16 protein-coding genes, 1 tRNA gene and 2 pseudogenes are annotated in these 25865 nt (G+C 70.3%); 10 read left to right on the plus strand and 9 right to left on the minus strand.

Going from position 1 to position 25865, the window contains the following annotated elements:
* Window positions 1-93: 93 nt before the first annotated feature.
* The 3 genes from gltB (at window position 94) to ACIHEJ_RS13115 (ending at window position 6986) form a co-directional block, all read left to right on the plus strand.
* Window positions 94-4692 (plus strand): glutamate synthase large subunit, encoded by a 4599-nt coding sequence (gene gltB, locus ACIHEJ_RS13105; RefSeq protein WP_400134843.1) that lies wholly within the window; start codon window positions 94-96, stop codon window positions 4690-4692.
* Complete coding sequence (locus ACIHEJ_RS13110) at window positions 4685-6148, plus strand: glutamate synthase subunit beta (RefSeq protein WP_400134845.1); 1464 nt, start codon at window positions 4685-4687, stop codon at window positions 6146-6148. The genes gltB and ACIHEJ_RS13110 overlap by 8 nt, the downstream gene beginning before the upstream one ends.
* Before the next feature lie 112 nt (window positions 6149-6260).
* Complete coding sequence (locus tag ACIHEJ_RS13115; protein WP_400134847.1) at window positions 6261-6986, plus strand: vWA domain-containing protein; 726 nt, start codon at window positions 6261-6263, stop codon at window positions 6984-6986.
* A gap of 32 nt (window positions 6987-7018) precedes the next feature.
* Here ACIHEJ_RS13115 and ACIHEJ_RS13120 read toward each other — a convergent pair whose 3' ends face one another.
* The 3 genes from ACIHEJ_RS13120 to ACIHEJ_RS13130 form a co-directional block, all read right to left on the minus strand.
* The gene (locus ACIHEJ_RS13120; protein ID WP_400134849.1) at window positions 7019-7486 is read right to left on the minus strand and encodes a MarR family winged helix-turn-helix transcriptional regulator; all 468 of its coding nucleotides are present in this window, start codon (window positions 7484-7486) and stop codon (window positions 7019-7021) included.
* Between the two features lie 139 nt (window positions 7487-7625).
* A complete protein-coding gene (locus ACIHEJ_RS13125) occupies window positions 7626-8507 on the minus strand; it encodes a hypothetical protein (RefSeq protein ID WP_400134852.1) in 882 nt (293 codons plus the stop codon).
* Window positions 8508-8565: 58 nt separating this feature from the next.
* Window positions 8566-10323 carry a beta-galactosidase family protein gene (locus ACIHEJ_RS13130; RefSeq protein ID WP_400134854.1) on the minus strand — a complete coding sequence of 586 codons (1758 nt, stop codon included), beginning with the start codon at window positions 10321-10323 and terminating at the stop codon, window positions 8566-8568.
* A 99-nt stretch (window positions 10324-10422) separates the two neighbouring features.
* On the opposite strand from ACIHEJ_RS13130, the pseudogene ACIHEJ_RS13135 reads away from it, so the two are divergent.
* The 6 genes and pseudogenes from ACIHEJ_RS13135 to pyk all read left to right on the plus strand — a co-directional run.
* Window positions 10423-11301, plus strand: a pseudogene (locus tag ACIHEJ_RS13135) (helix-turn-helix domain-containing protein); the annotation flags it as partial.
* 45 nt (window positions 11302-11346) lie between these two features.
* The gene (locus ACIHEJ_RS13140) at window positions 11347-11694 is read left to right on the plus strand and encodes a chorismate mutase (protein ID WP_400135141.1); all 348 of its coding nucleotides are present in this window, start codon (window positions 11347-11349) and stop codon (window positions 11692-11694) included.
* Between the two features lie 126 nt (window positions 11695-11820).
* Window positions 11821-14349 (plus strand): aminopeptidase N, encoded by a 2529-nt coding sequence (gene pepN, locus ACIHEJ_RS13145; RefSeq protein WP_400134856.1) that lies wholly within the window; start codon window positions 11821-11823, stop codon window positions 14347-14349.
* Between the two features lie 753 nt (window positions 14350-15102).
* The gene (locus ACIHEJ_RS13150) at window positions 15103-16521 is read left to right on the plus strand and encodes a pyridoxal phosphate-dependent decarboxylase family protein (protein WP_400134858.1); all 1419 of its coding nucleotides are present in this window, start codon (window positions 15103-15105) and stop codon (window positions 16519-16521) included.
* Window positions 16518-17921: a lysine N(6)-hydroxylase/L-ornithine N(5)-oxygenase family protein gene (locus ACIHEJ_RS13155; protein WP_400134860.1), complete on the plus strand. Its 1404-nt coding sequence runs from the start codon at window positions 16518-16520 to the stop codon at window positions 17919-17921. The genes ACIHEJ_RS13150 and ACIHEJ_RS13155 overlap by 4 nt, the downstream gene beginning before the upstream one ends.
* Window positions 17922-18055: 134 nt before the next feature.
* Window positions 18056-19492 (plus strand): pyruvate kinase, encoded by a 1437-nt coding sequence (gene pyk, locus ACIHEJ_RS13160; RefSeq protein ID WP_400134862.1) that lies wholly within the window; start codon window positions 18056-18058, stop codon window positions 19490-19492.
* Window positions 19493-19526: 34 nt separating this feature from the next.
* On the opposite strand, the pseudogene ACIHEJ_RS13165 reads toward pyk, so the two are convergent.
* Together ACIHEJ_RS13165 and ACIHEJ_RS13170 are read right to left on the minus strand one after the other, a co-directional pair.
* Window positions 19527-20302: pseudogene (locus tag ACIHEJ_RS13165) on the minus strand (transcriptional regulator).
* A 106-nt stretch (window positions 20303-20408) separates the two neighbouring features.
* Window positions 20409-20483, minus strand: a tRNA-Leu gene (locus tag ACIHEJ_RS13170).
* A 101-nt stretch (window positions 20484-20584) separates the two neighbouring features.
* On the opposite strand from ACIHEJ_RS13170, the gene ACIHEJ_RS13175 reads away from it, so the two are divergent.
* The gene (locus ACIHEJ_RS13175; RefSeq protein WP_400134865.1) at window positions 20585-21241 is read left to right on the plus strand and encodes an ANTAR domain-containing response regulator; all 657 of its coding nucleotides are present in this window, start codon (window positions 20585-20587) and stop codon (window positions 21239-21241) included.
* A 65-nt stretch (window positions 21242-21306) separates the two neighbouring features.
* On the opposite strand, the gene ACIHEJ_RS13180 is transcribed toward ACIHEJ_RS13175, so the two are convergent.
* From ACIHEJ_RS13180 to ACIHEJ_RS13195, 4 genes are read right to left on the minus strand one after another with little or no spacing between them, the layout of a single operon-like run.
* Window positions 21307-22023 carry an ABC transporter ATP-binding protein gene (locus ACIHEJ_RS13180; protein WP_400134867.1) on the minus strand — a complete coding sequence of 239 codons (717 nt, stop codon included), beginning with the start codon at window positions 22021-22023 and terminating at the stop codon, window positions 21307-21309.
* The gene (locus tag ACIHEJ_RS13185) at window positions 22020-23105 is read right to left on the minus strand and encodes an ABC transporter ATP-binding protein (protein ID WP_400134869.1); all 1086 of its coding nucleotides are present in this window, start codon (window positions 23103-23105) and stop codon (window positions 22020-22022) included. Before ACIHEJ_RS13185 ends, ACIHEJ_RS13180 begins: the two co-directional genes overlap by 4 nt.
* Before the next feature lie 6 nt (window positions 23106-23111).
* Window positions 23112-24902 carry a branched-chain amino acid ABC transporter permease gene (locus ACIHEJ_RS13190; protein ID WP_400135142.1) on the minus strand — a complete coding sequence of 597 codons (1791 nt, stop codon included), beginning with the start codon at window positions 24900-24902 and terminating at the stop codon, window positions 23112-23114.
* Window positions 24903-24907: 5 nt separating this feature from the next.
* Window positions 24908-25846, minus strand: a complete 939-nt coding sequence (locus tag ACIHEJ_RS13195) for a branched-chain amino acid ABC transporter permease (protein WP_400134871.1) — start codon at window positions 25844-25846, stop codon at window positions 24908-24910.
* Window positions 25847-25865 lie beyond the last annotated feature (19 nt).

The following is a 25865-nucleotide window of genomic DNA, read 5'->3' on the forward strand; positions in this document are numbered from 1 at the left end:
ATGTAACCTGCACGAAATTTCGCCACATTCGCAGAGGGCCAACGTCGTCCCTCGGCACCTGCCACATGCCTCATGACGACGACGGGAGAGCCGATGCGTACGCCGCGCCAGCCGTCCCAGCATTCCGCGAATGGCCAGAACTGGTCGTTCATGGATGCTCGCCCTGCTGCGCAGGGTATGTACGACCCCCGCAACGAACACGACGCCTGTGGCGTCGGTTTCGTCGCCACCCTTACCGGCGAGGCGTCCCACACGCTGGTCGAGCAGGCGCTCACCGTGCTGCGTAACCTGGAGCACCGCGGTGCCACCGGCTCCGAGCCGGACTCGGGTGACGGTGCGGGTCTGCTCTGTCAGGTGCCCGACGCCTTCCTCCGCGAGGTGGCCGGATTCGAACTCCCCGCCGCGGGTTCGTACGCCGTCGGTATCGCCTTCCTGCCGGAGGACGAGACCGCCGACGCCGTCTCGAAGATCGAGACGATCGCCGCCGAGGAGGACCTCACGCTCCTCGGCTGGCGTGAGGTGCCGGTCGCGCCCGAGCTGCTCGGCGCCACCGCCCGCTCCACCATGCCGGTGTTCCGGCAGATCTTCGTGACCGACGGCGCCAGCGAGGGCATCGCGCTGGACCGCAAGGCCTTCGTGCTGCGCAAGCGCGCCGAGCGCGAGGCCGGTGTCTACTTCCCGTCGCTCTCCGCGCGCACGATCGTGTACAAGGGCATGCTGACCACCGGCCAGCTCGAGCCCTTCTTCCCGGACCTGTCCGACCGCCGCTTCGCCTCCGCGGTCGCGCTCGTGCACTCCCGGTTCTCCACGAACACCTTCCCGTCGTGGCCGCTCGCGCACCCGTACCGGTTCGTCGCGCACAACGGCGAGATCAACACCGTCAAGGGCAACCGCAACTGGATGGTCGCCCGCGAGTCCCAGCTGGTCTCCGACCTGTTCGGCTCCGAGGACAAGGCGCTGGAGCGCATCTTCCCGGTGTGCACGCCCGACGCCTCCGACTCGGCGTCCTTCGACGAGGTGCTGGAGCTGCTGCACCTGGGCGGCCGTTCCCTGCCGCACTCGGTGCTGATGATGATCCCGGAGGCGTGGGAGAACCACGAGTCCATGGACCCGGCCCGGCGCGCCTTCTACCAGTTCCACTCCACGATGATGGAGCCCTGGGACGGCCCCGCCTGCGTCACCTTCACCGACGGCACCCAGGTCGGCGCCGTGCTCGACCGCAACGGCCTGCGCCCGGGCCGCTACTGGGTCACCGACGACGGTCTCGTCGTCCTCGGCTCCGAGGTCGGCGTCCTCGACATCGACCCGGCCAAGGTCGTCCGCAAGGGCCGCCTCCAGCCCGGCAAGATGTTCCTCGTCGACACCGCCGAGCACCGCATCATCGAGGACGACGAGATCAAGGCGTCCCTCGCCGCCGAGCAGCCGTACGCCGAATGGCTGGAGGCCGGCGAGATCGAGCTGGGCGACCTGCCCGAGCGCGAGCACATCGTCCACACCCACGCCTCGGTCACCCGCCGCCAGCAGACCTTCGGCTACACCGAGGAAGAGCTGCGCATCATCCTGGCGCCGATGGCCAAGGCCGGCGCCGAGCCGATCGGCTCCATGGGCACCGACTCGCCGATCGCGGCCCTGTCCGAGCGCCCGCGGCTGCTCTTCGACTACTTCACCCAGCTGTTCGCGCAGGTCACCAACCCGCCGCTGGACGCGATCCGCGAGGAGCTGGTGACCTCCCTGCGCAGCTCGCTGGGCCCCGAGGGCAACCTGCTGGAGCCGACGGCCGCCTCCTGCCGCTCGGTCACCCTGCCCTTCCCGGTGATCGACAACGACGAGCTGGCCAAGCTCATCCACATCAACGCCGACGGCGACATGCCCGGCTTCAAGGCCGCGACCCTCTCCGGCCTGTACCGGGTCTCCGGCGGCGGCGACGCCCTCGCCGCGCGCATCGACGAGATCTGCGCCGAGGCCGACGCGGCCATCGAGAACGGCGCCCGCCTGATCGTCCTGTCGGACCGCCACTCGGACGCCGAGCACGCGCCGATCCCGTCGCTGCTGCTCACCGCGGCCGTCCACCACCACCTCATCCGCACCAAGCAGCGCACCCAGGTGGGTCTGCTGGTCGAGGCCGGTGACGTCCGCGAGGTCCACCACGTCGCCCTGCTCATCGGCTTCGGCGCCGCGGCCGTCAACCCGTACCTGGCGATGGAGTCCGTCGAGGACCTGGTCCGCGCGGGCACCTTCCTGCCGGGCATGGAGCCCGAGAAGGCCATCCGCAACCTGATCTACGCCCTCGGCAAGGGCGTGCTGAAGGTCATGTCCAAGATGGGCATCTCCACCGTCGCCTCCTACCGCGGCGCCCAGGTCTTCGAGGCCGTCGGCCTGGACGAGGCCTTCGTCGAGAAGTACTTCAACGGCACCGCCACCAAGATCGGCGGCGTCGGCATCGACGTCATCGCCGAGGAGGTCGCCGCCCGCCACGCCAAGGCCTACCCGGCCTCCGGCATCGCCCCGGCGCACCGCGCGCTGGAGATCGGCGGCGAGTACCAGTGGCGCCGCGAGGGCGAGCCGCACCTGTTCGACCCGGACACGGTCTTCCGCCTGCAGCACTCCACGCGCACCGGCCGCTACGACATCTTCAAGAAGTACACGTCCCGTGTGAACGAGCAGTCCGAGCGCCTGATGACGCTGCGCGGCCTGTTCGGCTTCAAGTCCGGCCGTGCCCCGATCTCCATCGACGAGGTCGAGCCGGCGAGCGAGATCGTCAAGCGCTTCTCGACGGGCGCCATGTCGTACGGCTCCATCTCCAAGGAGGCGCACGAGACCCTCGCCATCGCCATGAACCAGCTGGGCGGCAAGTCCAACACCGGTGAGGGCGGTGAGGACCCGGACCGCCTGTACGACCCGGCCCGCCGGTCCGCCATCAAGCAGGTCGCGTCCGGCCGCTTCGGTGTGACGAGCGAATACCTCGTCAACGCGGACGACATCCAGATCAAGATGGCCCAGGGCGCCAAGCCCGGCGAGGGCGGCCAGCTGCCCGGCCACAAGGTCTACCCGTGGGTCGCGAAGACGCGTCACTCGACGCCGGGTGTCGGCCTGATCTCCCCGCCGCCGCACCACGACATCTACTCCATCGAAGACCTGGCCCAGCTGATCCACGACCTCAAGAACGCGAACCCGCAGGCGCGGATCCACGTCAAGCTGGTCTCCGAGGTCGGCGTCGGCACGGTCGCAGCGGGTGTCTCCAAGGCGCACGCGGACGTCGTCCTGATCTCCGGTCACGACGGCGGTACGGGCGCCTCGCCGCTCACCTCGCTGAAGCACGCCGGCGGCCCCTGGGAGCTGGGTCTCGCCGAGACCCAGCAGACCCTGCTGCTCAACGGCCTGCGCGACCGCATCGTCGTGCAGACCGACGGCCAGCTGAAGACCGGCCGCGACGTGATCATCGCCGCGCTGCTCGGTGCCGAGGAGTTCGGTTTCGCGACCGCGCCGCTCGTCGTCTCCGGCTGCATCATGATGCGCGTCTGCCACCTGGACACCTGCCCGGTCGGCATCGCCACCCAGAACCCGGTCCTGCGCGAGCGCTTCGCGGGCAAGGCCGAGTACGTGGTGAACTTCTTCCAGTTCATCGCCGAAGAGGTCCGCGAGCTGCTGGCCGAGCTGGGCTTCCGCTCCATCGAGGAGGCCGTCGGCCACGCCGAGGTGCTGGACGTCGAGCGCGCGGTGGACCACTGGAAGGCGCAGGGCCTGGACCTGGAGCCGCTGTTCCACGTGCCGGACCTGCCCGAGGGCGCCGTCCGCCACCAGCTGATCGCCCAGGACCACGGCCTGGAGAAGGCCCTGGACAACGAGCTGGTCAAGCTCGCCGCCGACGCCCTGGCCGCGAACGACGCGACCGAGGCCCAGCCGGTGCGCGCCCAGGTCGCCATCCGCAACATCAACCGCACGGTCGGCACCATGCTCGGCCACGAGGTGACGAAGAAGTTCGGTGGCGCGGGCCTGCCCGACGACACCATCGACATCACCTTCACCGGCTCCGCCGGCCAGTCCTTCGGCGCGTTCCTGCCGCGCGGTGTCACGCTGCGCCTGGAGGGCGACGCCAACGACTACGTCGGCAAGGGCCTGTCCGGCGGCCGGATCGTCGTCCGCCCGGACCGCGCGGCAGACCACCTCGCCGAGTACTCGACCATCGCGGGCAACACCATCGGCTACGGCGCCACCGGCGGCGAGCTGTTCCTGCGCGGCCGTACCGGTGAGCGGTTCTGCGTCCGCAACTCCGGCGCGCTGGTCGTCTCCGAGGGCGTGGGCGACCACGGCTGCGAGTACATGACCGGCGGTCACGCGGTCGTCCTCGGCCCGACCGGCCGCAACTTCGCGGCGGGCATGTCCGGCGGCATCGCCTACGTCATCGACCTCGACCGCGACAACGTCAACGCCGGCAACGCCGGCGCGGTCGAGGCGCTGGACGACACGGACAAGCAGTGGCTGCACGACGTGGTACGCCGCCACGCCGAGGAGACCGGCTCGACGGTCGCCGAGAAGCTGCTCGCCGACTGGGACGCGGCCGTGCAGCGGTTCAGCAAGATCATCCCCAGCACGTACAAGGCAGTGCTCGCCGCCAAGGACGCCGCCGAGCGAGCCGGTCTGACCGAGACCGAGATCACCGAGAAGATGATGGAGGCGGCGATCAATGGCTGACCCGAAGGGCTTCCTGAACCACGGCCGTGAGGTCGCCAAGTCCCGTCCCGTCGGTGAGCGCGTCAAGGACTGGAACGAGGTCTACGTCCCCGGCTCCCTGCTGCCGATCATCAGCAAGCAGGCCAGCCGGTGCATGGACTGCGGCATCCCGTTCTGCCACAACGGCTGTCCGCTGGGGAACCTGATCCCCGAGTGGAACGACTACGCCTACCGCGAGGACTGGGCGGCCGCCCAGGAGCGCCTGCACGCGACCAACAACTTCCCGGAGTTCACCGGTCGCCTCTGCCCGGCCCCCTGCGAGTCGGCGTGCGTGCTCGGCATCAACCAGCAGCCGGTCACCATCAAGAACGTCGAGGTCTCGATCATCGACAAGGCGTGGGAGACCGGGGACGTCGCCCCGCAGGTCCCCGAGCGCCTGTCCGGCAAGACGGTCGCGGTCATCGGCTCGGGCCCGGCGGGTCTCGCCGCCGCCCAGCAGCTGACCCGGGCCGGCCACACGGTCGCCGTCTACGAGCGCGCGGACCGCATCGGAGGCCTCCTGCGGTACGGCATCCCCGAGTTCAAGATGGAGAAGCGGCACATCAACCGCCGTATCGAGCAGATGCGCGCGGAGGGCACCCGCTTCCGCACCGGCATCGAGATCGGCCGCGACCTGGGCGCCCGCGACCTGAAGAAGCGCTACGACGCGATCGTCGTCGCCGCCGGTGCGACGACCGCCCGTGACCTGCCGGTCCCCGGCCGCGAGCTCAAGGGCGTCTACCAGGCGATGGAGTACCTGCCGCTGGCCAACAAGGTCCAGGAGGGCGACTACGTGGCGCCCCCGATCTCGGCCGAGGGCAAGCACGTCGTCGTCATCGGCGGCGGCGACACCGGCGCGGACTGCGTGGGCACCGCCCACCGCCAGGGCGCGGCCTCCGTCACCCAGCTGGAGATCATGCCCCGCCCGAACGACGAGCGGCACCCGACCAGCCAGCCCTGGCCGACCTTCCCGGTCCTGTACAAGGTCACCTCGGCCCACGAGGAGGGCGGCGAGCGGATCTACTCCGCCTCCACCACCCACTTCGAGGGCGACGAGGACGGCAACGTCCAGTGGCTGCACCTGGCCGAAGTGGAGTTCGTCGACGGCAAGTTGACCTCCAAGCCGGGCACCGAGCGCAAGATCCCGGCCCAGCTGGTCACCCTCGCCATGGGCTTCACCGGCACCGACCGGGACAACGGCCTGGTGGAGCAGTTCGGCCTGGACCTCGACGAACGCGGTAACATCGCCCGCGACGCCGACTTCCAGACCAACGTGCCGGGTGTGTTCGTCGCCGGTGACGCCGGCCGCGGCCAGTCGCTCATCGTGTGGGCGATCGCAGAGGGGCGCTCGGCCGCCCGCGGCGTCGACCGGTTCCTGACCGGTGCCAGCGAACTGCCGGCCCCGATCCGCCCGACGGACCGCGCCCTGGCGGTCTGACGGCACCCGAGAACGTCCCGTACAACGGCGTACGGAACACTGACGACGCCTGCCCCGTCCCCGACCGGACCCGGGCAGGCGTCGTTGCATGTCCGCACGTCGAGGGGGAGCCATGGCCGCGATCAGTCTGCGCAAGATGGAGGAGACCGCGCCCGCGCTGGTCGGCGCCTACCGGTCGGCCGGGGTGTCGCTCACCAAGCACGGCCTGGACGGGCTGCGCGCCGCCGTCTACCTGGTGGTCGACCACTCCGGCTCGATGAAGCCCTACTACCGGGACGGCAGTGTGCAGGCGCTCGCCGACCGGGTGCTGGGCCTGTCCGCTCACCTGGACGACGACGGACGCGTGCCCGTGGTCTTCTTCTCCACGGACGTCGACGCGGTCACCGACATCGCCCTCGACGGTCACGAGGGCCGCATCGAGCGGATCGTGGCCGGGCTCGGGCACATGGGAAGAACCAGCTACCACCTGGCCATGGACGCCGTCATCGACCACTACCTGGACAGCGGCGCCACCGCCCCCGCCCTGGTCGTCTTCCAGACCGACGGCGGTCCGATCAACAAGCTCGCCGCGGAGCGCTATCTGTGCAAGGCGGCGAAACTCCCGTTGTTCTGGCAGTTCGTCGGCTTCGGCGACCCGCACAGCCGGCAGTTCGAGTTCCTGCGCAAACTGGACGACCTGGCCGTGCCCGGCAAGCGGATCGTGGACAACGCCGGCTTCTTCCATGCCGGCGAGGACCCGCGCCGGGTCTCCGACACCGAGCTGTACGACCGTCTCGTCGCCGAGTTCCCGCAGTGGCTGGCGGCCGCGCGCGCCGCGGGCATCGTGCGCCCGTCCTGATCGGGAGGGCCGCCCGCGTCGTGAGGGGTGTCCTACGACGACAGGCGGGCGGCGGCCGCGCGCTGCCGCTCACCCACGACGGTCAGGAAGCGGATCACGGTGCTCAGCTCCGCCGTGCCGAACTCCTCGCAGGCCTCCATGACGTCGCGCGCCCAGTCGTCGAAGAACACGGTCAGTTCGGCGAGCTTCTCCTCGTTCAGCTCGACCAGCACCCGGCGCTTGTCCGTCGGGTGCTTGACCCGGCGCACGAAGCCCTTGTTCTCCAGCCGGTCGAGCAGGCCGGTGACGGAGGCGGGGGCGAGGCCGGTCAGTTCGGCGAGGTCCTTCGCGGTGAGCGGGCCCTGCCGCTGGAGGTGGTCGAGGGTCTTCTCCTCCGTCGCGTTCAGCCCCTGCCTGGCGGCGACCGCCGCGTGGAACATCACCGTGACTGCGCTGTGGGCCCGGACCACCTCCATGAGCTGCTGCACGCTCTCGGCGCGCTGTGGATCGTCCTCGGCCATGGGCTCAGACTACCGAAATGTTTCGTTCGATCGAACTAAGGACTTGCGGTCGCCGGGACGTCTCGAGGGGGGCGGCCGACCAGCTCGGCCGACCCGCCGGCCCCCCTGGGGCCGGAGCCCCCGGCGCCGCGCCGTGAACCTACGTGTCGCACTCCAGCACCCTCCGGCACAACCCGCACCGCGCGCGGACGCGCCCCCGTACCGGCACCCTGATCCGCTGGTGGCAGGTGGGGCAGGGGAAGGAGACACGGAGGTGACCGGAGGGGTCGGGGCTGAAGGTGTAGGGGGCCGCCGGCTGCACAGCGGGCGCGTGCCGGCGGTCGTGGGCGTAGCGGCGCCGCCCCGCCCAGCCGGCCGCGGTCAGTGGGGGCTGCTGCTCGTCCCGGCGGGCCTGGGCCATCCCCTTGACGTAGGCGGGATGGGCCTGCGGGCTGGTGAACCACACCGACGGGTCTTCACCGAACAGCAGGGCACGCTTGGCGAGGACGTAGCCGAACTCCTCCGGGGTGAGATAGCCGAGCTTCTGGGAGGAGACCGCGTCCTCCCGGTAGGCGTCCAGGAGCAGCCACCCGGCGCCGAGATAGGTGGTCACGGTGTCCGTGAGGATCTCGTTCTCCGCCGTCGTCGGGAAAGCGAGGTCGAGGCGGTGCAGATAGACATGGGCCACCTCGTGGGCGAGCGCCGCGCCGATGTCCCTGCGATGGGTGCGAAAACGGTCGTTCAGTTCGACGAAGTACTCGGGTCCCGCCGCCAGTTCGACGTTCGCCGCATGGGTCATCTCCCGGAAGCCGACGATCAGCCGCGCGTCCGGCAGCCGGAAGTGCCGCACGATCTCGTGGGCCACCCGCTGCGCGCCCAGATGCAGGTCGTCGGTGTCGCAGAAGGCCACGTCGGCGGGGGCCACGCTGGTCGCGAACGTCTGGACGGTGTCGCGGGACAGACGCTTGTAGAGCGCGGTGACGGCCGCCCGCACCGTCTCCAGGTGCGGGAAGCCGTGCTGGACCGGTCCGCCGTTCGCCACGTCCGCACCCCCAAAGACGCCGGAACTCCTCTCCACTGTAGGCGCGGCGGGCCACCCGTCACACGGGCAGGAGACGGGGCGCAGGGCGGTCCCGGTCCGTCTCCTGCAGCTCCAGCACCCACACCTCGTTCCGCCCCTCCCGCAGCACCGGGCCGGGCACGTACAGGGACCGCTGGGGGCCCACCGACCAGTAGCGGCCCAGTCCGAAGCCGTTGACCCAGACGAAGCCGCGGGTCCAGCCGGGCAGCTCCAGCCGCGCGTCCCCCGCCCCGCGGACCACGACGGCGCCCCGGTACAGGCCGGGCGCGCCCTCCCCGGGCAGCTCACCGAACGGCACCGCGGACCCGCCCTCGGGCAAGGCGTCCAGATCCAGCCCACGCGCGCGTACTCCGTGCAGATACTGCCGCTCGTGCAGGATGCCGCCGGTGATCCCCTTGGTCTCGCCGAAACGCGGCCCGTAGTTCACCCGGCCGAGGGATTCCACCCACACCTCCACGCGCGCGGGCCCCCCGACGGGCTCCTTCAGACGCGGCTCCTCCTCGGTGACCACCCCGGCCCGCTCGCCGTCGACGTACACCACCGCGAGGTCGCGCAGGCCGCGCAGCGTCAGCGGGTACGGCTGCCGCGGTCCTGGGACGTCCACCTCGTAGCGCACCAGGCCCCGGGTGACGTGCAGGTCCTCGAAGGTGGGCGGCACCGGGGCGGCCCTCTCCTCGCCGCCCAGCGCCTCCAGAACCTCCCCCAGGGACGACCAGCCGTCGAAGGCCACCTCCGCCGGGACGCTCAACCGGGCGGGCGGCGGCGGCAGTCCGGGCAGCGGCTCGGCGTGGTACTCGGCCAGCACCTCGCGGAAGCGCCAGAACTTCTCCGTGGGACGGCCGTACTCGTCCACCGGGGCGTCGTAGTCGTACGACGTCACGTCCGGCTCCAGCGGGCCCTCGTGCAGCTCGCCGCCGCCCCGGTTGGCGCCCGCCCAGCCGCCGAAACTGGTGCCGCCGTGCGCCATGTAGAGGTTCACCGACGCCCCGCACTCCAGGATCTCGCGCAGCGCCCCCGCCGCCTCCTCGGGGTCTCGTACGACGTGCTCACCGGCCCAGTGGTCGAACCAGCCGCACCAGAACTCCATGCACATCAGCGGGCCCTGGGGGCGGTGCCGGCGCAGCGTGGCGAACGCCTCACGCGCGTGCGAGCCGAAGTTCACCGTGGCGAGCACGCCGGGCAGCGAGCCGCCGGTCAGCATGTGGTCCTCGGGGCCGTCCGAGGTGCACAACGGGACCGTGACCCCCTCGGCGCGCAGCAGACCGGCCAGCTCCTGCAGATAGCCGGTGTCGCTGCCGTAACTGCCGTACTCGTTCTCGACCTGCACCAGGACCACCGGACCACCGCGGTCGACCTGCCGGGGCACGACCTCGTGCATCAGGTGGTGGAACCAGCTGCGCACGGGCGACAGATAGCGCTCGTCACGCGTACGCACACGCGTGCCCGCCTCACCCGTCACCCAGGGCGGCAGACCGCCGTTCTCCCACTCGGCGCAGATGTACGGGCCCGGCCGCACGATCGCCCACAGACCGGCCTCCCGGACCGCGTCCAGGAAACGGCCGAGCGCCTGCACGTCCCGGTTGCCACCCGGGGCCGGCCGGTGCAGGTTCCACGGCACGTACGTCTCCACGCAGTTCAGGCCCATCGCCCGCAGCATCGCCAGCCGGTGCCGCCAGTGACCCTCGTGCACCCGGAAGTAGTGCAGCGCCCCGGACAGCAGCCGCACCGGCCGGCCGTCCAGCAAGAAGTCGGATTCCCCCACCGTGAACTCACTCATGCGCCCCAGCCTCGCCTCTTCCGGTGATCAGCACCATGGACGAAGATCGGCGCTGCTTGGACAGAAGTCCGCCGTGGAGCAGGCCCGTCAGGAGCGACGATGTACCAGACCTGGATGCGGTTCTTCAGCCCCGGCCCCGCCCACCACCGCCTCGGCCTGGTCTGCCTCGGCGTCGGCCTCCAGCACGGTGCGCTGCCCACGGTCGGCCCGCGCACCCTCGACCACCACGTGGCCGTCGTGATCAGCGCGGGCGGCGGCTGGTACCGGGGCGCCGACGGCCGCCGTACGACCGTCACCGCGCCCGCACTGCTGTGGCTCACCCCGGACGTCCCCCACCACTACGCGCCCGACACCGGCACCGGCTGGGACGAGGGATTCGTCGACTTCGCCGGGCCCGCCGCCGGCACCTACACCGAACTCGGCTACATCGAGCCCGAGCGGCCCGTCGTCCCGCTCTCCGACGCCTCCGCACCCCGGGCGGTCATCGCCCGCATCGCCCGAGCCGCCCGCCGCGGCAACCCCCTGCTGGAGGTGGAGACCGGCGCCGCCGTGCACGAACTCCTGGTCGCCCTGCGCCGTGCCCGCGCCGACCTCGCCCCGGACGGCGACCAGGTCCTCGAGGCGCTCGCGCGAGACGCCTGCACCCCGATGAGCGTCGCCGACCACGCGCGCGTGCACGGCATGACCCCCGCCGAACTGCGCGGCGCCGTCCGCCGGGCCGCCGGATGCAGCCCCAAGGACTACCTCCTCGGCATCCGCCTCGGCCGCGCCAAGGAACTCCTCGCCGGCACCGAACTGCCCGTCGCGGCCGTCGCCCGGCGCGTCGGCTACGAAGACCCCGCCTACTTCTCCCGGCTGTTCACCCGCCGCGTCGGACTCGCCCCGGTCCGCTTCCGCGCCCAGCAGGGCCGCACCGTCCCCGGCGGCTGGAGCGACCGCGTCCCCGACCCCCACGATCCACCGATGATCCACTCTCCGGACACCGCGTGGACGCCGCCCCGCGAACACATAGGCTTGACCCCCATGAGCACCAGCAACACCGGCACCGGTGACGTGGACCCCGAGGTCCGCCAGGAACTGGAGCGGCTGCGCGACAGCATCGACAACATCGACGCGGCCGTCGTCCACATGCTCGCCGAGCGTTTCAAGGCCACCCAGCAGGTCGGCCGGCTCAAGGCGGTGCACCAGCTGCCGCCCGCCGACCCCGCGCGCGAGGGCCGCCAGATCGACCGGCTGCGCCGCCTCGCCGAGAACGCCAAACTCGACCCGGCCTTCGCCGAGAAATTCCTGAACTTCATCATCGCCGAGGTGATCCGGCACCACGAGCGCATCGCCGAGGACACCGCCAACGGACAACCGGCCGAGGACTGACGCCGGGCAGCGGCGGACGACCGGCGTCAAGAGGGCGCCAGGGGCGCGCACCCGAGACCCCGCGCCGTACCGGACATAAGCCGTGTACCGATCCGCCCCTGTGCGCTGTCGGTCCCATCAGGCAGCATGGCCTGCATGTCCGTACTCACGCGCGACGAAGCGCAGCACCGAGCACAGCTCCTCGACGTCCACCGCTACACGGTCGAACTGGACCTCACCACCGGGGACGAGACCTTCGACTCCCGCACCGTGATCCGGTTCACCGCCCGTACCACGGGGGACACGTTCGTCGAGCTGAAGCCCGCCGAGCTGCGCACCGTCACGCTCGACGGACAGCCCCTCGACCCCGAGTCGCTGCACGACGGCCGGCTGCCGCTGAAGAACCTCACCGCCGGCGAACACGAACTGCACGTGGACGCGGTCATGCGCTACTCCCGCACCGGCGAGGGCATGCACCGCTTCACCGACCCCAGCGACGACGAGACGTACGTCTACACGCAGATGTTCATGGACGACGTCCAGCGTGTCTTCGCCGCCTTCGACCAGCCCGACCTGAAGGCCGTCTTCGAGGTCTCCGTACGGGCCCCCGAAGGCTGGACCGTCCTCGCCAACGGCGTCACCGAGCACCGCGGCGACGGCCGCTGGCAGGCCGCGCCCACCCCGCTGATCTCCACCTACCTCGTCGCCGTCGCCGCCGGCCCCTGGCACTCGGTGCGCACCGAACACCGCGGACTGCCCTTCGGCATCCACTGCCGCCGCTCCCTCGCGCCCCACCTCGACACCGACGCCGAGGAGATCTTCGACATCACGCGCGCGTGCTTCGACCGCTACCACGAGAAGTTCGAGGAGCCCTACCCCTTCGACTCCTACGACCAGGCGTTCGTCCCCGAATTCAACGCGGGCGCCATGGAGAACCCGGGCCTGGTCACCTTCCGCGACGAGTTCGTCTACCGCTCCGCCGTCACCGACACCGAGCGGCAGACCCGTGCCATGGTCATCGCACACGAGATGGCCCACATGTGGTTCGGCGACCTCGTCACCCTCAAGTGGTGGGACGACATCTGGCTGAACGAGTCCTTCGCCGAATACATGGGTTACCGGACCACCGCCGAAGCCACCCGCTTCACCGACCCCTGGACCGAGTTCGGCGTCACCCGCAAAGCCTGGGGCTACGACGCCGACCAGCGCCCCACCACCCACCCCGTCGCCCCCGAGAACGTCGACGACACCGCCTCCGCCCTGCTCAACTTCGACGGCATCTCCTACGCCAAGGGCGCCTCCGCCCTGCGCCAGCTGGCCGCCTGGCTCGGCGAGAAGGACTTCCTCGCCGGCATCAACACCCACTTCAAACGGCACCGGTTCGCCAACGCCACCCTCGCCGACTTCATCGACTCCCTCGCCTCCGCCACCGACCGCGACGTGCCCGCCTGGGCCGACAGCTGGCTGCGCACCACCGGCGTCGACACCCTCCGCCCCGAGATCCGGGCCGACAACGGCACCTGGCACCTCGACATCCGGCACGAAGGCGGCGCCGCGGCCACGACCGGCCGCCCGCACCGCATCAACGTCGGCATCTACGACCACGACCTGCACGACGAACGCGCACTGATGCCACGCGACCGCGTGGAGGTGGACATCCCCGCCGACGCAGACGCCGAGCTGAACGCCACCGGGCCCCGCCCCGCGTTCGTCCTCCTCAACGACGGCGACCTCACCTACGCCAAGATCCGCTTCGACGCCGGCTCCACCGAGGCGGTCCGCACCCGGCTGTCCGGCCTGCCCGACCCGCTCACCCGCGCGGTCGTCTGGAACGCCCTCAGGGATGCCGTACGCGACGGCGAACTCCCGCCCGCCGCCTACCTGGACACCGCCCGCACCCACCTCCCGCACGAAACCGACCTCGCCGTCACCCAAGGCGTCCTCGCCTTCGCCTCCGGCCAGATCGCCGACCAGTACCTGCCGCCACAGGACCGCCCGGCCGCCCTGGCCACCCTCACCTCCCTCTGCCGCGACCTGCTGCGCCGCACCGAGGACGGCGACCACCCCGGCCTCCGCCTGATCGCCGTACGCCACCTGATCGGCGTCGCCGCCCACCCCGACACCATCGCCGCCTGGCTCGCCGACGGCACGGTGCCCGGCGGCCCCGAACTCGACCCCGAGCTGCGCTGGCGCATCCTCGGCCGGCTCGCCGTACTCGGCGCCACCGACGAGAGGGCCATCGCCGCCGAACTGGAACGCGACCCCAGCGCCAGCGGCCAGGAAGGCGCCGCCCGCTGCCGCGCCGCCCTGCCCGACCCGGAGGCCAAGCGGGCAGCCTGGGAAGCCATGTTCACCGGCGACGACCTGTCCAACTACCTGTTCACGGCCACCGCACAGGGCTTCTGGCAGCCGGAACAGGCCGACCTGCTACGGGAGTACGTGCCCCGGTTCTACGCGGACGCGGTCCCCACAGCCGCCCGCCGCGGCCCCGCCATCGCCCAGGCCGCCGGCCGCTGGGCCTTCCCGGCCCATGCCGTCGACACCGAGAACCTGCGCCTCGGCGAGGCCTGCCTGAGCGACGCCGACCCCACCCCTGCCCTGCGCCGCACACTGGCCGACCGGCTGGACGACCTCTCCCGTGCCCTGCGCGTCCGCGAGGACCGGCCGGACGCCTAGGGGGCTTCGTTCGGATCAGCCCGGGTCCGCGACGCCCGGCGCGGCACCTCGCCGCGTCGTCGGACCACCCGAGTACGCCCGGCACCCGGATGGTCCTCCGCCGTGCGATGCACCGCACCGGACGCCGCGGCCCGATCCGACCTGATCCGAACGAAACCCCCTGGCGGACCCGGCCCGCCGACGCAGGGCGCGGCGGCTCATCCCCGCCGATGACGCGGCGGGGACACCGGCCTTCCCAGGCTCGAACGGTCAGACACGACGGGCGCTGACCCGCGACCCACGGCGGGCCGCGCTACCCGAACGAGCCGAGGCCGTGACCCTCCGGGCGGACGACCCCGCCGCCCTCCTCCGGAGCACGGCGATCGGCGCGGCACTCGGCAGGGACCTGCCCTTCTCCGGGATCGACCCGCACGACGCCGGCACCGTTCTTTTCCCGCACGCGCCCCCACAGATGCCCGGACGCCTGCTGCAGAGCTTCGCGGAAACCGTCGGCGTACCAGCCGAGATCACCGACACCGTCGAGAAACGGCCCTGGCCGACGCCAACCCGGCCACCCCCACCTCTCCCTCGCACGGCAGTACCCACTTTCGGGTTCCGATCGTTGGGCTTTCGGGACACACGGCCCCCTTCCCGTACAAGCTGGAACTCCACCCCCCCCAGCCGGAACGCACCGGCCCGGAGATCCACACCCCGGAATCCCGCCGCACCCGCCCGCCCCGCGCCCGGAGGAGAGCCATGAGTGGAGGAGAGCCCATGACCGAGGCATCAGCCACCCCCGGTCGCCCGCCCACGAACGGCGAACAACCCACGGGCACCGCACGCCCACCCCTCGCCTCCGGCCCCGCAGGAACCCGCGCCCTGCGACCACTGATCGACACCGTGCTCGACGCCCTCGACACCGGCGGCAGAGCCCGCGGAGGACCACTGCCCGCCGGCGGGCCGGAACACGTCGCCGCACGGGTCACCGCCGCCCTCGGAGACGTACTCCCCGCCGACGGCGACCCCGACGCCCTCCGCACCCTCGTACACGCCCTCGCCGAAGGCGCCGCCGACCCCGCCGACCCGCTCTGCGCAGCCCACCTGCACTGCCCCCCACTCGCCGTGGCCACCGCCGCCGACCTCGCCGTCACCACCCTCAACCCCTCCCTCGACTCCTGGGACCAGGCCCCCGCCGCCTCCGCCCTCGAAGCCACCGTCACCCGGGCACTCGCCCACACCGCAGGCCTCGCCGACGCCCTCGTCACCACCGGCGGCACCGAATCCAACCAACTCGCCCTCCTCCTCGCCCGCGAAGCCCACGGCGGCAGCGTCCAACTCGTCTGCGGAGCCAACGCCCACCACTCCCTGCCCCGCGCCGCCTGGCTGCTCGGCCTCCCCGACCCCATCGTCGTCCCCGCCCCCGGCGGCACCCTCGACCCCGCCGCCCTCGACGAAGTCCTCACCACCTTCACCGGCCCCCTGCTGGTCGCCGCCACCGCAGGCACCACCGACGCCGGACTCATCGACCCACTCCCCGACATCACCGCACTGTGCACCGCCCACGGCACCCGCCTGCACATCGACGCCGCCTACGGCGGAGCCCTCCTCCTCAGCGACCGCCACCGCGCCAAACTCACCGGACTCCAAGCCGCCCACACCGTCACCCTCGACCTGCACAAACTCGGCTGGCAACCGGTACCCGCCGGCCTCCTCGCCGTCGCCCACCCCCACGAACTCGCCGTCCTCCACCAACACGCCGACTACCTCAACGCCGACGACGACACCGAAGCCGGCCTCCCCGACCTGCTCGGCCGCTCCCTGCGCACCACCCGCCGCCCCGACATCCTCAAGACCGCCGTCACCCTCAAAACCCTCGGCCGCAACGGACTCGGCAGCCTCGTCGACCAAGTCTGCGCACACGCCCAGCAGTTCGCCGCACTGGTCCAGGAACACCCCCGCTTCGAGCTGTACGACCGACCCGTCATCAGCACCGTCCTGTTCCGGCCCACCGACGCCGACGACACCACCGTGGCCGCCGTACGCCGCAGGCTCCTGCACGAAGGCCGCGCCGTCCTCGGCCGAGCACGACTCGACGGCCGCCTCTGGCTCAAAGCCACCCTGCTCAACCCCCACACCGGGCCCGACGACCTGGCCCGACTCCTGAAACTCGCAGAAGAAGGCACCCCCGCATGACCATCCCCCCACACCACGAACCCCAGACCCCCCGCGACCTGGTCGGCATCGGCATCGGCCCCTCCAACCTCTCCCTCGCCGCCCTCGCCCACCCCCTCGCCGAACTCGACACCGTCTTCTACGAACAGCGCCCCGGCTTCGACTGGCACCCCGGCCTCCTCATCGAAGGCGCCACCATCCAAGTGCCCTTCCTCGCCGACCTCGTCACCCTCGCCGACCCCACCAGCCCCTGGAGCTTCCTCAACCACCTCAAGAACTCCGAGCGACTCTTCCCCTTCTACTTCTCCGAGCGCTTCCACATCCAGCGCACCGAATACGACGCCTACTGCCGCTGGGTCGCCCAGAACCTGCCCGGACTGCACTTCCGCCACCAGGTCGACGCCGTCCGCTGGAACCCCGAACGCGACGTGTTCGAAGTCGACTACACCCAACTCGACACAGAAGGCGAAGCCGAAGCCCTCGGCCGCACCTACACCCGCAACATCGTCCTCGGCGTCGGCACCGTCCCCCACGTGCCCGGCCCCCTCCAACCACTGGTCGACACCCCCGGCGTACCCGTCATCCACGCCGCCGACTACCTCGACCACCGCGCCACCGTCCTCACCGCCGACCACGTCACCGTCGTCGGCTCCGGACAGTCCGGCGCCGAAGTCTTCCTCGACCTGCTGCGCCACCGCCCGGCCGGCCGCGAAAAACTCCACTGGATCGGCCGCACCGAGGCATTCGCCCCCATGGAGTACTCCAAACTCGGCCTCGAACACTTCACCCCCGACTACACCCGCTACTTCCACGCCCTCACCGAACCCGTCCGCGACCGGCTCGTCGCCACCCAGTGGCAGCTGCACAAAGGCATCGACGCCGACACCCTCGCCGCCATCCACGACGAGCTCTACCGCCGCACCCTGCACGGTGGCTGGCCCGACGTCGTCCTCACCCCCGGCGTCCGGGTCCGCACCGCCGGCCGCATCGCCACCACCCGAGTCGAACTCCACATCGAACACCTCCAGCAGGACAGCCGCTCCCGCCTCATCACCGACGCCGTCATCCTCGCCACCGGCTACCGCGAACGCCCCCTCGGCCCCCTCCTCGCCGGACTCGACCCCTACCTGCGCCGCGACAGCAGCGAACGCCCACGCATCGACGAAGAGTTCCGGTACGTCCTCGACCCCTCCGTCACCGGCTCGATCTACGTCCAGAACGCCGAGCTCCACACCCACGGCATCGGCGCCCCCGACCTCGGCCTCGCCGCCTGGCGCAGCGCCACCATCCTCAACTCGCTCACCGGCAAGGAGACGTACCCCCTCGCCGCCCGGACAGCCTTCACGACCTTCGGCCTCGACGACCCCCGCACCCGGCTGCCCCAAGCCCGCGAGGCGAAGCGACTGACCCCGCTCTCGTAGATCAATAAGGGAATTCGCTCATCGGAGCGAGTGGTCGCACAATTCAACACTTGTTAATAAGCCTTCACCCAAAGTGTGTTGAGTAGTCATGGGCGGCCAATTCTCTACCCGCGGGTAAGCCCTAGGCTCGACCCATGCGCCGAGCAAAGATCGTCTGTACATTGGGACCCGCCACCGACTCGTACGACCAGATCAAAGCACTGGTCGAAGCCGGAATGGACGTCGCCCGATTCAATCTCAGCCACGGCACCCACGCCGAACACGAGGAGCGATATCGGCACGTGCGAAAGGCCGCGGACGCAACCGGCCGCAGCGTCGGAATCCTCGCCGACCTTCAAGGCCCGAAGATCCGGCTCGGCCGCTTCGCCGAAGGCCCCGTACTCCTTGAACGAGGAGACACCTTCACCATCACCGTCGAGGACGGCGCCCAAGGCGACCGCCACGGCTGCGGCACCACCTACGCCGGCCTCGCCGCCGACGTGAGCCCCGGCGAACGCATCCTCGTCGACGACGGCAAGGTCTGCCTGCAGGTCACCGAAGTCGACGGCCCCCGCGTCCGCACCGAGGTCGTCGAAGGCGGCGTCGTCTCCGACCACAAAGGCCTCAACCTCCCCGGCGTCGCCGTCTCCGTCCCCGCCCTCTCCGAGAAGGACGAGGACGACCTCCGCTGGGCCCTGCACACCGGCTTCGACGTGATCGCCCTCTCCTTCGTCCGCAGCGCCGACGACGCCAGAACCGTCCACCGCATCATGGCCGAGGAAGGGCGCCGCCTCCCCGTCATCGCCAAAATCGAAAAACCCCAGGCCGTCGCCAACCTCGACGACATCGTCGCCGCCTTCGACGGCCTCATGGTCGCCCGCGGCGACCTCGGCGTCGAGATGCCCCTCGAACAGGTGCCGATCGTGCAGAAACGCGCCGTCAAGCTCGCCAAGCGCAACGCCAAGCCCGTCATCGTCGCCACCCAGATGCTCGACTCCATGATCGACAACTCCCGGCCCACCCGCGCCGAGGCCTCCGACGTGGCCAACGCCGTCCTCGACGGCACCGACGCGGTGATGCTCTCCGGCGAGACCAGCGTCGGCAAATACCCGGTCGAGACCGTGCGCACCATGGCGAAGATCGTCGCCGCCGCCGAGGAGGACATGCTGGCCAAGGGGCTGCCGCCACTGACCGAACGGAACAAGCCCCGCACCCAGGGTGGCGCGGTCGCCCGGGCCGCCGCAGAGATGGGCGACTTCCTCGGCGCGAAGTTCCTGGTCGCGTTCACCCAGTCGGGAGACACCGCCCGCCGCCTCTCGCGCTACCGCTCCCCGATCCCCCTCCTCGCCTTCACCCCGGAGCCGGCCACCCGCTCCCAGCTCAGCCTCACCTGGGGCGCCGAGACCTTCCTCGGACCGCACGTGGACTCCACGGACGCGATGGTCGACCAGGTGGACGAACTGCTGCTGAAGTACGGCCGCTGCCGGAAGGGCGACGTCGTGGTGATCACCGCCGGCTCGCCCCCCGGTGTCTCCGGCTCGACCAACATGGTCCGGGTCCACCACATCGGCGAGGACGACAGCCCGAAGTAAAGGCCACGGGCCCCTCTTGGGGGCCCATTTCGGTTCAGTGCTTGGGGCCTACGTGGGTGTCCATGAGGGCTACGGAGGCTTTGCGGGCGATGGAGACGTTGAACGGGTCGCTGCCGCGGGCCAGGGTGGTCCACTCGACACCGACCAGGTCGAGGGCGTCCGTGAAGAGCTTCCGGATGTCGTCCGACTTGTTGGAGAAGAAGTAACGCGGATACTCGTACCGCTTCCGCTCACCGGCGACCATGCGGGTCGTCCAGTTCGTGATGCGGCACCCGTCGGAGTGGATGAGGCCTCGGACGAACTCCCAGGGGTGGGTGTCGACGATGGCTCGCTGCCAGGGCTCGAGGACGATGGGTCGCTCGTGCTTCTTGCCGGGGCCGTGCTGGGGGAAGAGGCAGGGCCAGTGTTTGCTGGTGCTGCTGACCACTACACAACCCTGTCTCCGGACGCGGAAGACGCTGTTGTCCGGGCGCACCGCGCGAAGTGTGCCGCCTCACACGCATCGATGATTCCTGGCCAGGCGGCGTCCAAGACGACGCGCATGAAATAGACGCCTCTGCGGTGAGCATTGATGCAGCCGTCGCCGAGGTACAACCCGAGGAGGTAGGCATAGCCGGGAGCTTTCTGAGGAGGACCGGGGTCCTCTTGGCAGCGAGGGCAGGGCTTACCGGCGCCTTCGACAGGCTCGATACGTGCCTGCCACGAGCGGATCGCGTACCGGGATATCCCCGTCTCCCGGCTCACCGATCTCAGGCTGCGCCCCTGCGCTACCAGCGCCACCGCTCGCTTGCGCGTGCTGATGTCGTATATGTGGTCACTCTGAGCCGCTGACTCGCGCTACGCGCAGCAAAAAGCGGAGAACCACGCGAACGTGATCCTCCGCTTGCATCTCGCGACCTTGGAATCCAAGGAAAAGTGCCCCGGGTCGGACTCGAACCGACACTGTATGGGTTTTGAATCCATTGCCTGCTGCCAATTGGGCTACCGGGGCTCGCAGAATCAAAGGTTTCCCCTGACCCTCCGCGCGTCCACCTTACCGCAGCTAGGTAGGCTCTTGTCAGCAGTACCCCTGCCCTGAACGAGGAGCCCCCCGTGACCCCCGAGTCGCCCCAGCCCGTAGACGCGCCCGACGACGACAAGTCGCACGTGCCTCCGCTGACGACCCGTGTCGTCATCGCCGAGGACGAGGCCCTGATCCGGCTCGACCTCAAAGAGATGCTGGAGGAGGAGGGGTACTCCGTCGTCGGCGAGGCCGGTGACGGTGAGCAGGCCGTCGAGCTGGCCCGCGAGCACCGCCCGGACCTCGTCATCCTCGATGTGAAGATGCCCAAGCTGGACGGCATCTCCGCGGCCGAGAAGATCGCCGAGGAGTCCATCGCGCCGGTCCTGATGCTGACCGCCTTCTCGCAGCGCGACCTCGTCGAGCGTGCCCGGGACGCCGGTGCCATGGCGTACCTGGTGAAGCCGTTCAGCAAGAGCGACGTGGTTCCGGCGATCGAGATGGCCGTCTCCCGTTTCACGGAGCTGAAGCAGCTGGAGAAGGAGGTCGCCGACCTCACTCTGCGGCTGGAGACCCGCAAGCTGGTGGATCGTGCGAAGTCGATCCTGCAGACGGAGTACGGGCTGACCGAGCCGGCGGCGTTCCGGTGGATCCAGAAGACGTCGATGGACCGCCGGATGTCGATGCAGCAGGTCGCGGAGGCGGTCATCGCGGACAGCGAGGAGAAGAAGGCGGCCAAGAAGGACTGAGTGCCGCAGGTGTACGAGAGGCCCGCGCCCCGGAGAAGGGGGCGCGGGCCTTGTCGTAGCCGCGCTCAGTCCTCGCCGAGGTAGGCCTTGCGTACCGACTCGTCGTGCAGCAGGTCCTGTCCGCTGCCGGAGAGGACGATGGATCCGATCTCCATGACGTGGCCCTGGTCGGCGAGGGAGAGTGCCGCCTGGGCGTTCTGTTCGACGAGCAGGATGGTCGTGCCCTGGGACTTCAGTTCGACGATCGTCGCCATGATCTTCTGCATCATGATCGGCGAGAGGCCCATCGAGGGCTCGTCGAGCATCAGCAGCTTCGGCTGGGACATGAGGGCTCTGCCCATGGCCAGCATCTGCTGTTCGCCGCCGGAGAGGGTGCCGGCGGCCTGCTTCCTGCGTTCCCCGAGGATGGGGAAGAGGTCGTAGGCGCGCTGGATGTCCTTCTCGATGCCTTCTTTGTCCTTGCGGAGGAAGGCTCCGAGCTGGAGGTTCTCGGCGATGGAGAGGCGCGGGAAGATGTGCCGGCCTTCGGGGGAGTGGGCGAGTCCGAGGGCGACGATCTTGTGTGCCGGGACGCCGGTGAGTGGCTTGCCGTCGAAGGTGATCTTCCCGGAGGTGGGCTTGAGCAGGCCCGAGAGGGTGCGCAGGGTCGTCGTCTTGCCGGCGCCGTTGGTGCCGATGAGGGTGACGACCTGGCCGGCTTCGACGCTGAACGAGATGCCCTTGACGGCTTCGATCTTGCCGTAGGCGACCCTGAGGTCTTCGACCTCCAGCAGTGCGGTCACTGGGCCTCTCCCTTGGTGGTGCTGGTGCTCTCCGCGTCCGCGGTGCCTTCCGGGTCGCTGGGGGTCTCCGAGTCGCTGGTGCTTTCCGCGTCGGCGGGCTCGGTCTCGGCGGCCGGTTCGGTCTCGGCGGCGGGCTCGGTCTCGTCGGCCGCCTCCGTCTCCGCGGCGGGCTGCGTCTCCGTGGCGCGCTGCGTCTCCGTGGCGGGCTGCGTCTCCGCGGCCGGTGCGGTCTCTGCGGCGGCCTCGGCGTCGGCTGCGACCTCGGCGGCGGCCTCCGCTGCCTCGACCTCCGCGACCTCCGCCTCGCCGGGGTCGCCCTCGAAGGGCTCGCCGAGGTAGGCGGCGACGACACGCTCATCGGCCTGGACGACCTCGGAGGTGCCCTCGACGAGCTTCTCGCCCTGGACGAGTACGGCGACGCGGTCGCAGAGGTTGAAGATGAAGCGCATGTCGTGCTCGATGACGAGGACGGCGATGCCCTTGTCCCGGATGGCGAAGACCAGTTCCTCGGTGGTCCGGGTCTCCTGCGGGTTCATGCCGGCCGTCGGCTCGTCGAGCAGCAGCAGACCCGGTTCGCTCGCCAGTGCCCGGGCGATCTCCAGCTTGCGCTGCTCGCCGTAGGGCAGGTTGCGCGCGAGGTGGTCGCGCTTGGCGGCGAGGCCGACGAACTCCAGGAGTTCCATGGCCTTCGCCTCGGACTCCTTCTCGGCCTTGCGGAAGCCGGGGCCGCGCAGCAGCGCGGACCACAGGCCCTCCTTGGTCCGCGTGTGGCGGCCCACGAGGACGTTCTCCAGGACGGTCATGTTGGCGAAGAGCCGGATGTTCTGGAAGGTGCGGGCGATGCCTGCCTGCGTCACCAGGTGCGGCTTGGGCGGCAGTACCTTGCCCTGGTAGGAGACGGTGCCCTCGGTGGGGACGTACAGGCCGGTGAGGCAGTTGAAGAAGGTGGTCTTGCCGGCGCCGTTCGGGCCGATGAGACCGACGATCTCGCCGCTGTTGACGGTGAAGTCGACGGACCGGACGGCGGTCAGGCCGCCGAAGCGCATCGTGACGTCACGGGCTTCGAGTACAGGTGTCGTCATGGTTCCTTACGCCCCTGCCTTGGTGACGGCCGGTTCGTCGGTGAGCGTTTTCTGTGCCGGTACGTCGAGCTGGTCGGTCTCGTGGAATTCCAGCTGGCGGCGGCGGTTGGCGATGATGCCCTCCGGCCGGAAGCGCATCAGCAGGATCAGTGCGAGGCCGAAGGCGAAGAGCTCGTAGTTCTGCAGGAACTGGAGCTTTTCGGGGACCAGGTAGAGGACGCTCGCGCCGAGCAGCGGGCCGCTGACGGTGCCCATGCCGCCGAGGACGACGGCGGCGAGCAGGAAGGCGGAGTTGGGCGGGGCGGCGCCGGCGAACTGGTAGGGCTGGGGGTTGACGCTGTAGTTGACGTGGGCCATCACGGTGCCGGCGAGGCCGGCGAGGGAGGCGCCGAGGGCGAAGGCGATCAGCTTGACGCGGAAGCCGTTGATGCCCATGGCGGTGGCGGCGGTCTCGTCCTCGCGGATGGCGATCCAGGAGCGGCCGATGCGGGAGTCGGCGGCGCGGGTGAAGACGAGTACGACGATCGCCGTGATGACGAGCATCAGGATGAGGTAGTTGGCGAAGCGGCCGAGGCTGAATCCGGCCACGTCGTGGGCGTTGCCGAGGTTGAACCCGAAGAGCTGGATGTCGGGGATCTGGGTGATGCCGTTGGGGCCGCGGGTGACGTTGGGTCCGGAGTCGCCGTCCAGGCTGTTGACGGTGATGCGGAAGATCTCTCCGAAGCCGAGGGTGACGATGGCCAGGTAGTCGCCGCGCAGGCGCAGTGTGGGGCCGCCGATGAGGACGCCGAACACCAGCGAGGCGGCCATGCCGGTGAGGGCGGCGGCCCAGAAGGGGAAGTGGACGTTGTAGGGCGAGTATTCGGATCCGGAGACGAGGGCGGCCGCGTAGGCACCGACGCCGAGGAAGGCGACGTATCCGAGGTCGAGGAGGCCGGTGAGGCCGACGACGATGTTCAGGCCGAGGGCGACGGTGGCGAAGATGAGGATGTTCACGCCGATGTTGGCGTTGTGGTCGTCGTTCTGGGTGAAGGGGAAGAGGGCGGCGGCGACGAAGGCGAGGGTGGTCGCGAAGCCCTTGTGCCGGGTGGACATCGTCGTGTACCGGTCGAGGAGGCCGGTGTGGAGCAGGCCCCAGGCGCCGAAGACGAGGACGAGGAGGAAGCCGATGAAGGTTTCGCTGTCGTCGTCGTTGATGCCGATGCCGTAGCTGAAGACGACGAGGGCAAGTGCGGTGGCGACGGTGATGACGAGGCGCTCGGCGAGCGGTGAGAGGGTGCCGGGGCGTGGCTGGTCGGGCTTGGTGAGGTAGCCGCGCAGGCCCGCGCCGGGGGCCGGGTGGGGCAGCGCGAGTGCGCCGACGACGGGGAGTGCGGAGGCCGCCATGGCCACGAAGGCGCCGGGGTCCAGGTTCACCAGGCCGCCGAGGTCCACGGCGATGGCGATGCCGGTGAACCAGCAGACGGCGAAGGCCGAGAGGGCGATCAGGAACACCGGGGTGGTGGCTCTGCCCGGGTTGATCCAGCCCAGCCCGGGTACGTTCCACAGGCCGAGCCCGAAGACCAGGGTGAGGGCGCCGGCGACGAGGGCGATGGTCTGCAGGCCCGCGGGGTAGCCGTAGACGGTCAGGTCGCCGGGGAAGTCGGGGGTCCAGGTCCAGCTGAGGAAGGCGCTGGCGATGGTGCCGATGGCGCCGGTCACGATGAGCAGGCGGGCGGCGGCCTGCGGGAGCGGGACGGGCCCGTGTGCGGCTGGTTCCGGGGACGTGGCGGTCGTCTCGGTGGTGGTGTCGGTCATGCTGCTCACGCCCTGTCCGCGACGCGTTCGCCGAGCAGGCCTTGTGGCCTGAAGAGGAGTACGAGGATGAGGAGGACGAAGGCCCACACCGGGGCCCAGCTGCCGCCGCCGAGCTGGTGCATGCCGGGGATGTCGGAGATGTAGGCGGTGGCCATGGCCTCGGCGACGCCGAGGACGAGACCGCCGAGCATGGCGCCGTAGATGTTGCCGATGCCGCCGAGGACGGCCGCGGTGAATGCCTTCAGGCCGGCGATGAAGCCCATGTCGTAGGAGACCGAGCCGTACTTGAGGCCGTAGGAGACACCGGCGACGGCTGCGAAGAAGCCGCCGATGGCGAAGGCGATGACGATGATGCGGTTGGTGTCGATGCCCATCAGCTGGGCGGTGTCCGGGTCCTGGGCGGTGGCCTGCATGGCGCGGCCGGTGCGGGAGAGGCGGACGAAGAAGGCGAGGACCGCCATGCACAGGGGGGCGGCGATGATCAGGAAGACGTCACCGCTCTGCACGGTCACGGATCCGAGGTGCAGCGGGCCGAACGGCAGCTGCGGGAAGACGCGGGCGGACTTGGCGTCGCCGTCGACCTGGTACCAGTTGAAGACGGCCTGCTGCAGGGCGAGTGACAGGCCGATCGCGGTGATCAGCGGGGCGAGGCGTGGCGCGCCGCGCAGGGGGCGGTAGGCGAATCGCTCGGCGCCGACGGCGATGAGTACGGCGACCAGTGCACCGCCGATGAGCATCGCCGGCAGGGCTATCCACATGGATATGCCGTCCGGCAGGACGAGGTAGACCGTGAGGGCGCCGAAACCTCCGGTCATGAAGATCTCGCCGTGGGCGAAGTTGATGAGCTGGACGATGCCGTACACCATCGTGTAGCCGATGGCGATCAGCCCGTACATCGAGCCGAGGAACAGCCCGTTGGCCAGCTGCTGCGGCAAGGTGTTCACCGCGTGGCCTCCATGTGGT

This window comes from Streptomyces sp. NPDC052301 (assembly GCF_044593395.1).
In the GTDB taxonomy this organism is placed as follows: Bacteria; Actinomycetota; Actinomycetes; order Streptomycetales; family Streptomycetaceae; genus Streptomyces.

Bases quoted from the DNA above. Each gene is read 5' to 3' on its own strand.
- ACIHEJ_RS13130 (WP_400134854.1), bottom strand. From the start codon at position 10,323: ATGAGTGAGTTCACGGTGGGGGAATCCGACTTCTTGCTGGACGGCCGG.
- ACIHEJ_RS13150 (WP_400134858.1), top strand. From the start codon at position 15,103: ATGACCGAGGCATCAGCCACCCCCGGTCGCCCGCCCACGAACGGCGAA.
- ACIHEJ_RS13185 (WP_400134869.1), bottom strand. From the start codon at position 23,105: ATGACGACACCTGTACTCGAAGCCCGTGACGTCACGATGCGCTTCGGC.
- ACIHEJ_RS13140 (WP_400135141.1), top strand. From the start codon at position 11,347: ATGAGCACCAGCAACACCGGCACCGGTGACGTGGACCCCGAGGTCCGC.
- ACIHEJ_RS13120 (WP_400134849.1), bottom strand. From the start codon at position 7,486: ATGGCCGAGGACGATCCACAGCGCGCCGAGAGCGTGCAGCAGCTCATG.
- ACIHEJ_RS13190 (WP_400135142.1), bottom strand. From the start codon at position 24,902: ATGACCGACACCACCACCGAGACGACCGCCACGTCCCCGGAACCAGCC.
- pyk (WP_400134862.1), top strand. From the start codon at position 18,056: ATGCGCCGAGCAAAGATCGTCTGTACATTGGGACCCGCCACCGACTCG.
- ACIHEJ_RS13155 (WP_400134860.1), top strand. From the start codon at position 16,518: ATGACCATCCCCCCACACCACGAACCCCAGACCCCCCGCGACCTGGTC.
- ACIHEJ_RS13110 (WP_400134845.1), top strand. From the start codon at position 4,685: ATGGCTGACCCGAAGGGCTTCCTGAACCACGGCCGTGAGGTCGCCAAG.
- pepN (WP_400134856.1), top strand. From the start codon at position 11,821: ATGGCCTGCATGTCCGTACTCACGCGCGACGAAGCGCAGCACCGAGCA.
- gltB (WP_400134843.1), top strand. From the start codon at position 94: ATGCGTACGCCGCGCCAGCCGTCCCAGCATTCCGCGAATGGCCAGAAC.
- ACIHEJ_RS13115 (WP_400134847.1), top strand. From the start codon at position 6,261: ATGGCCGCGATCAGTCTGCGCAAGATGGAGGAGACCGCGCCCGCGCTG.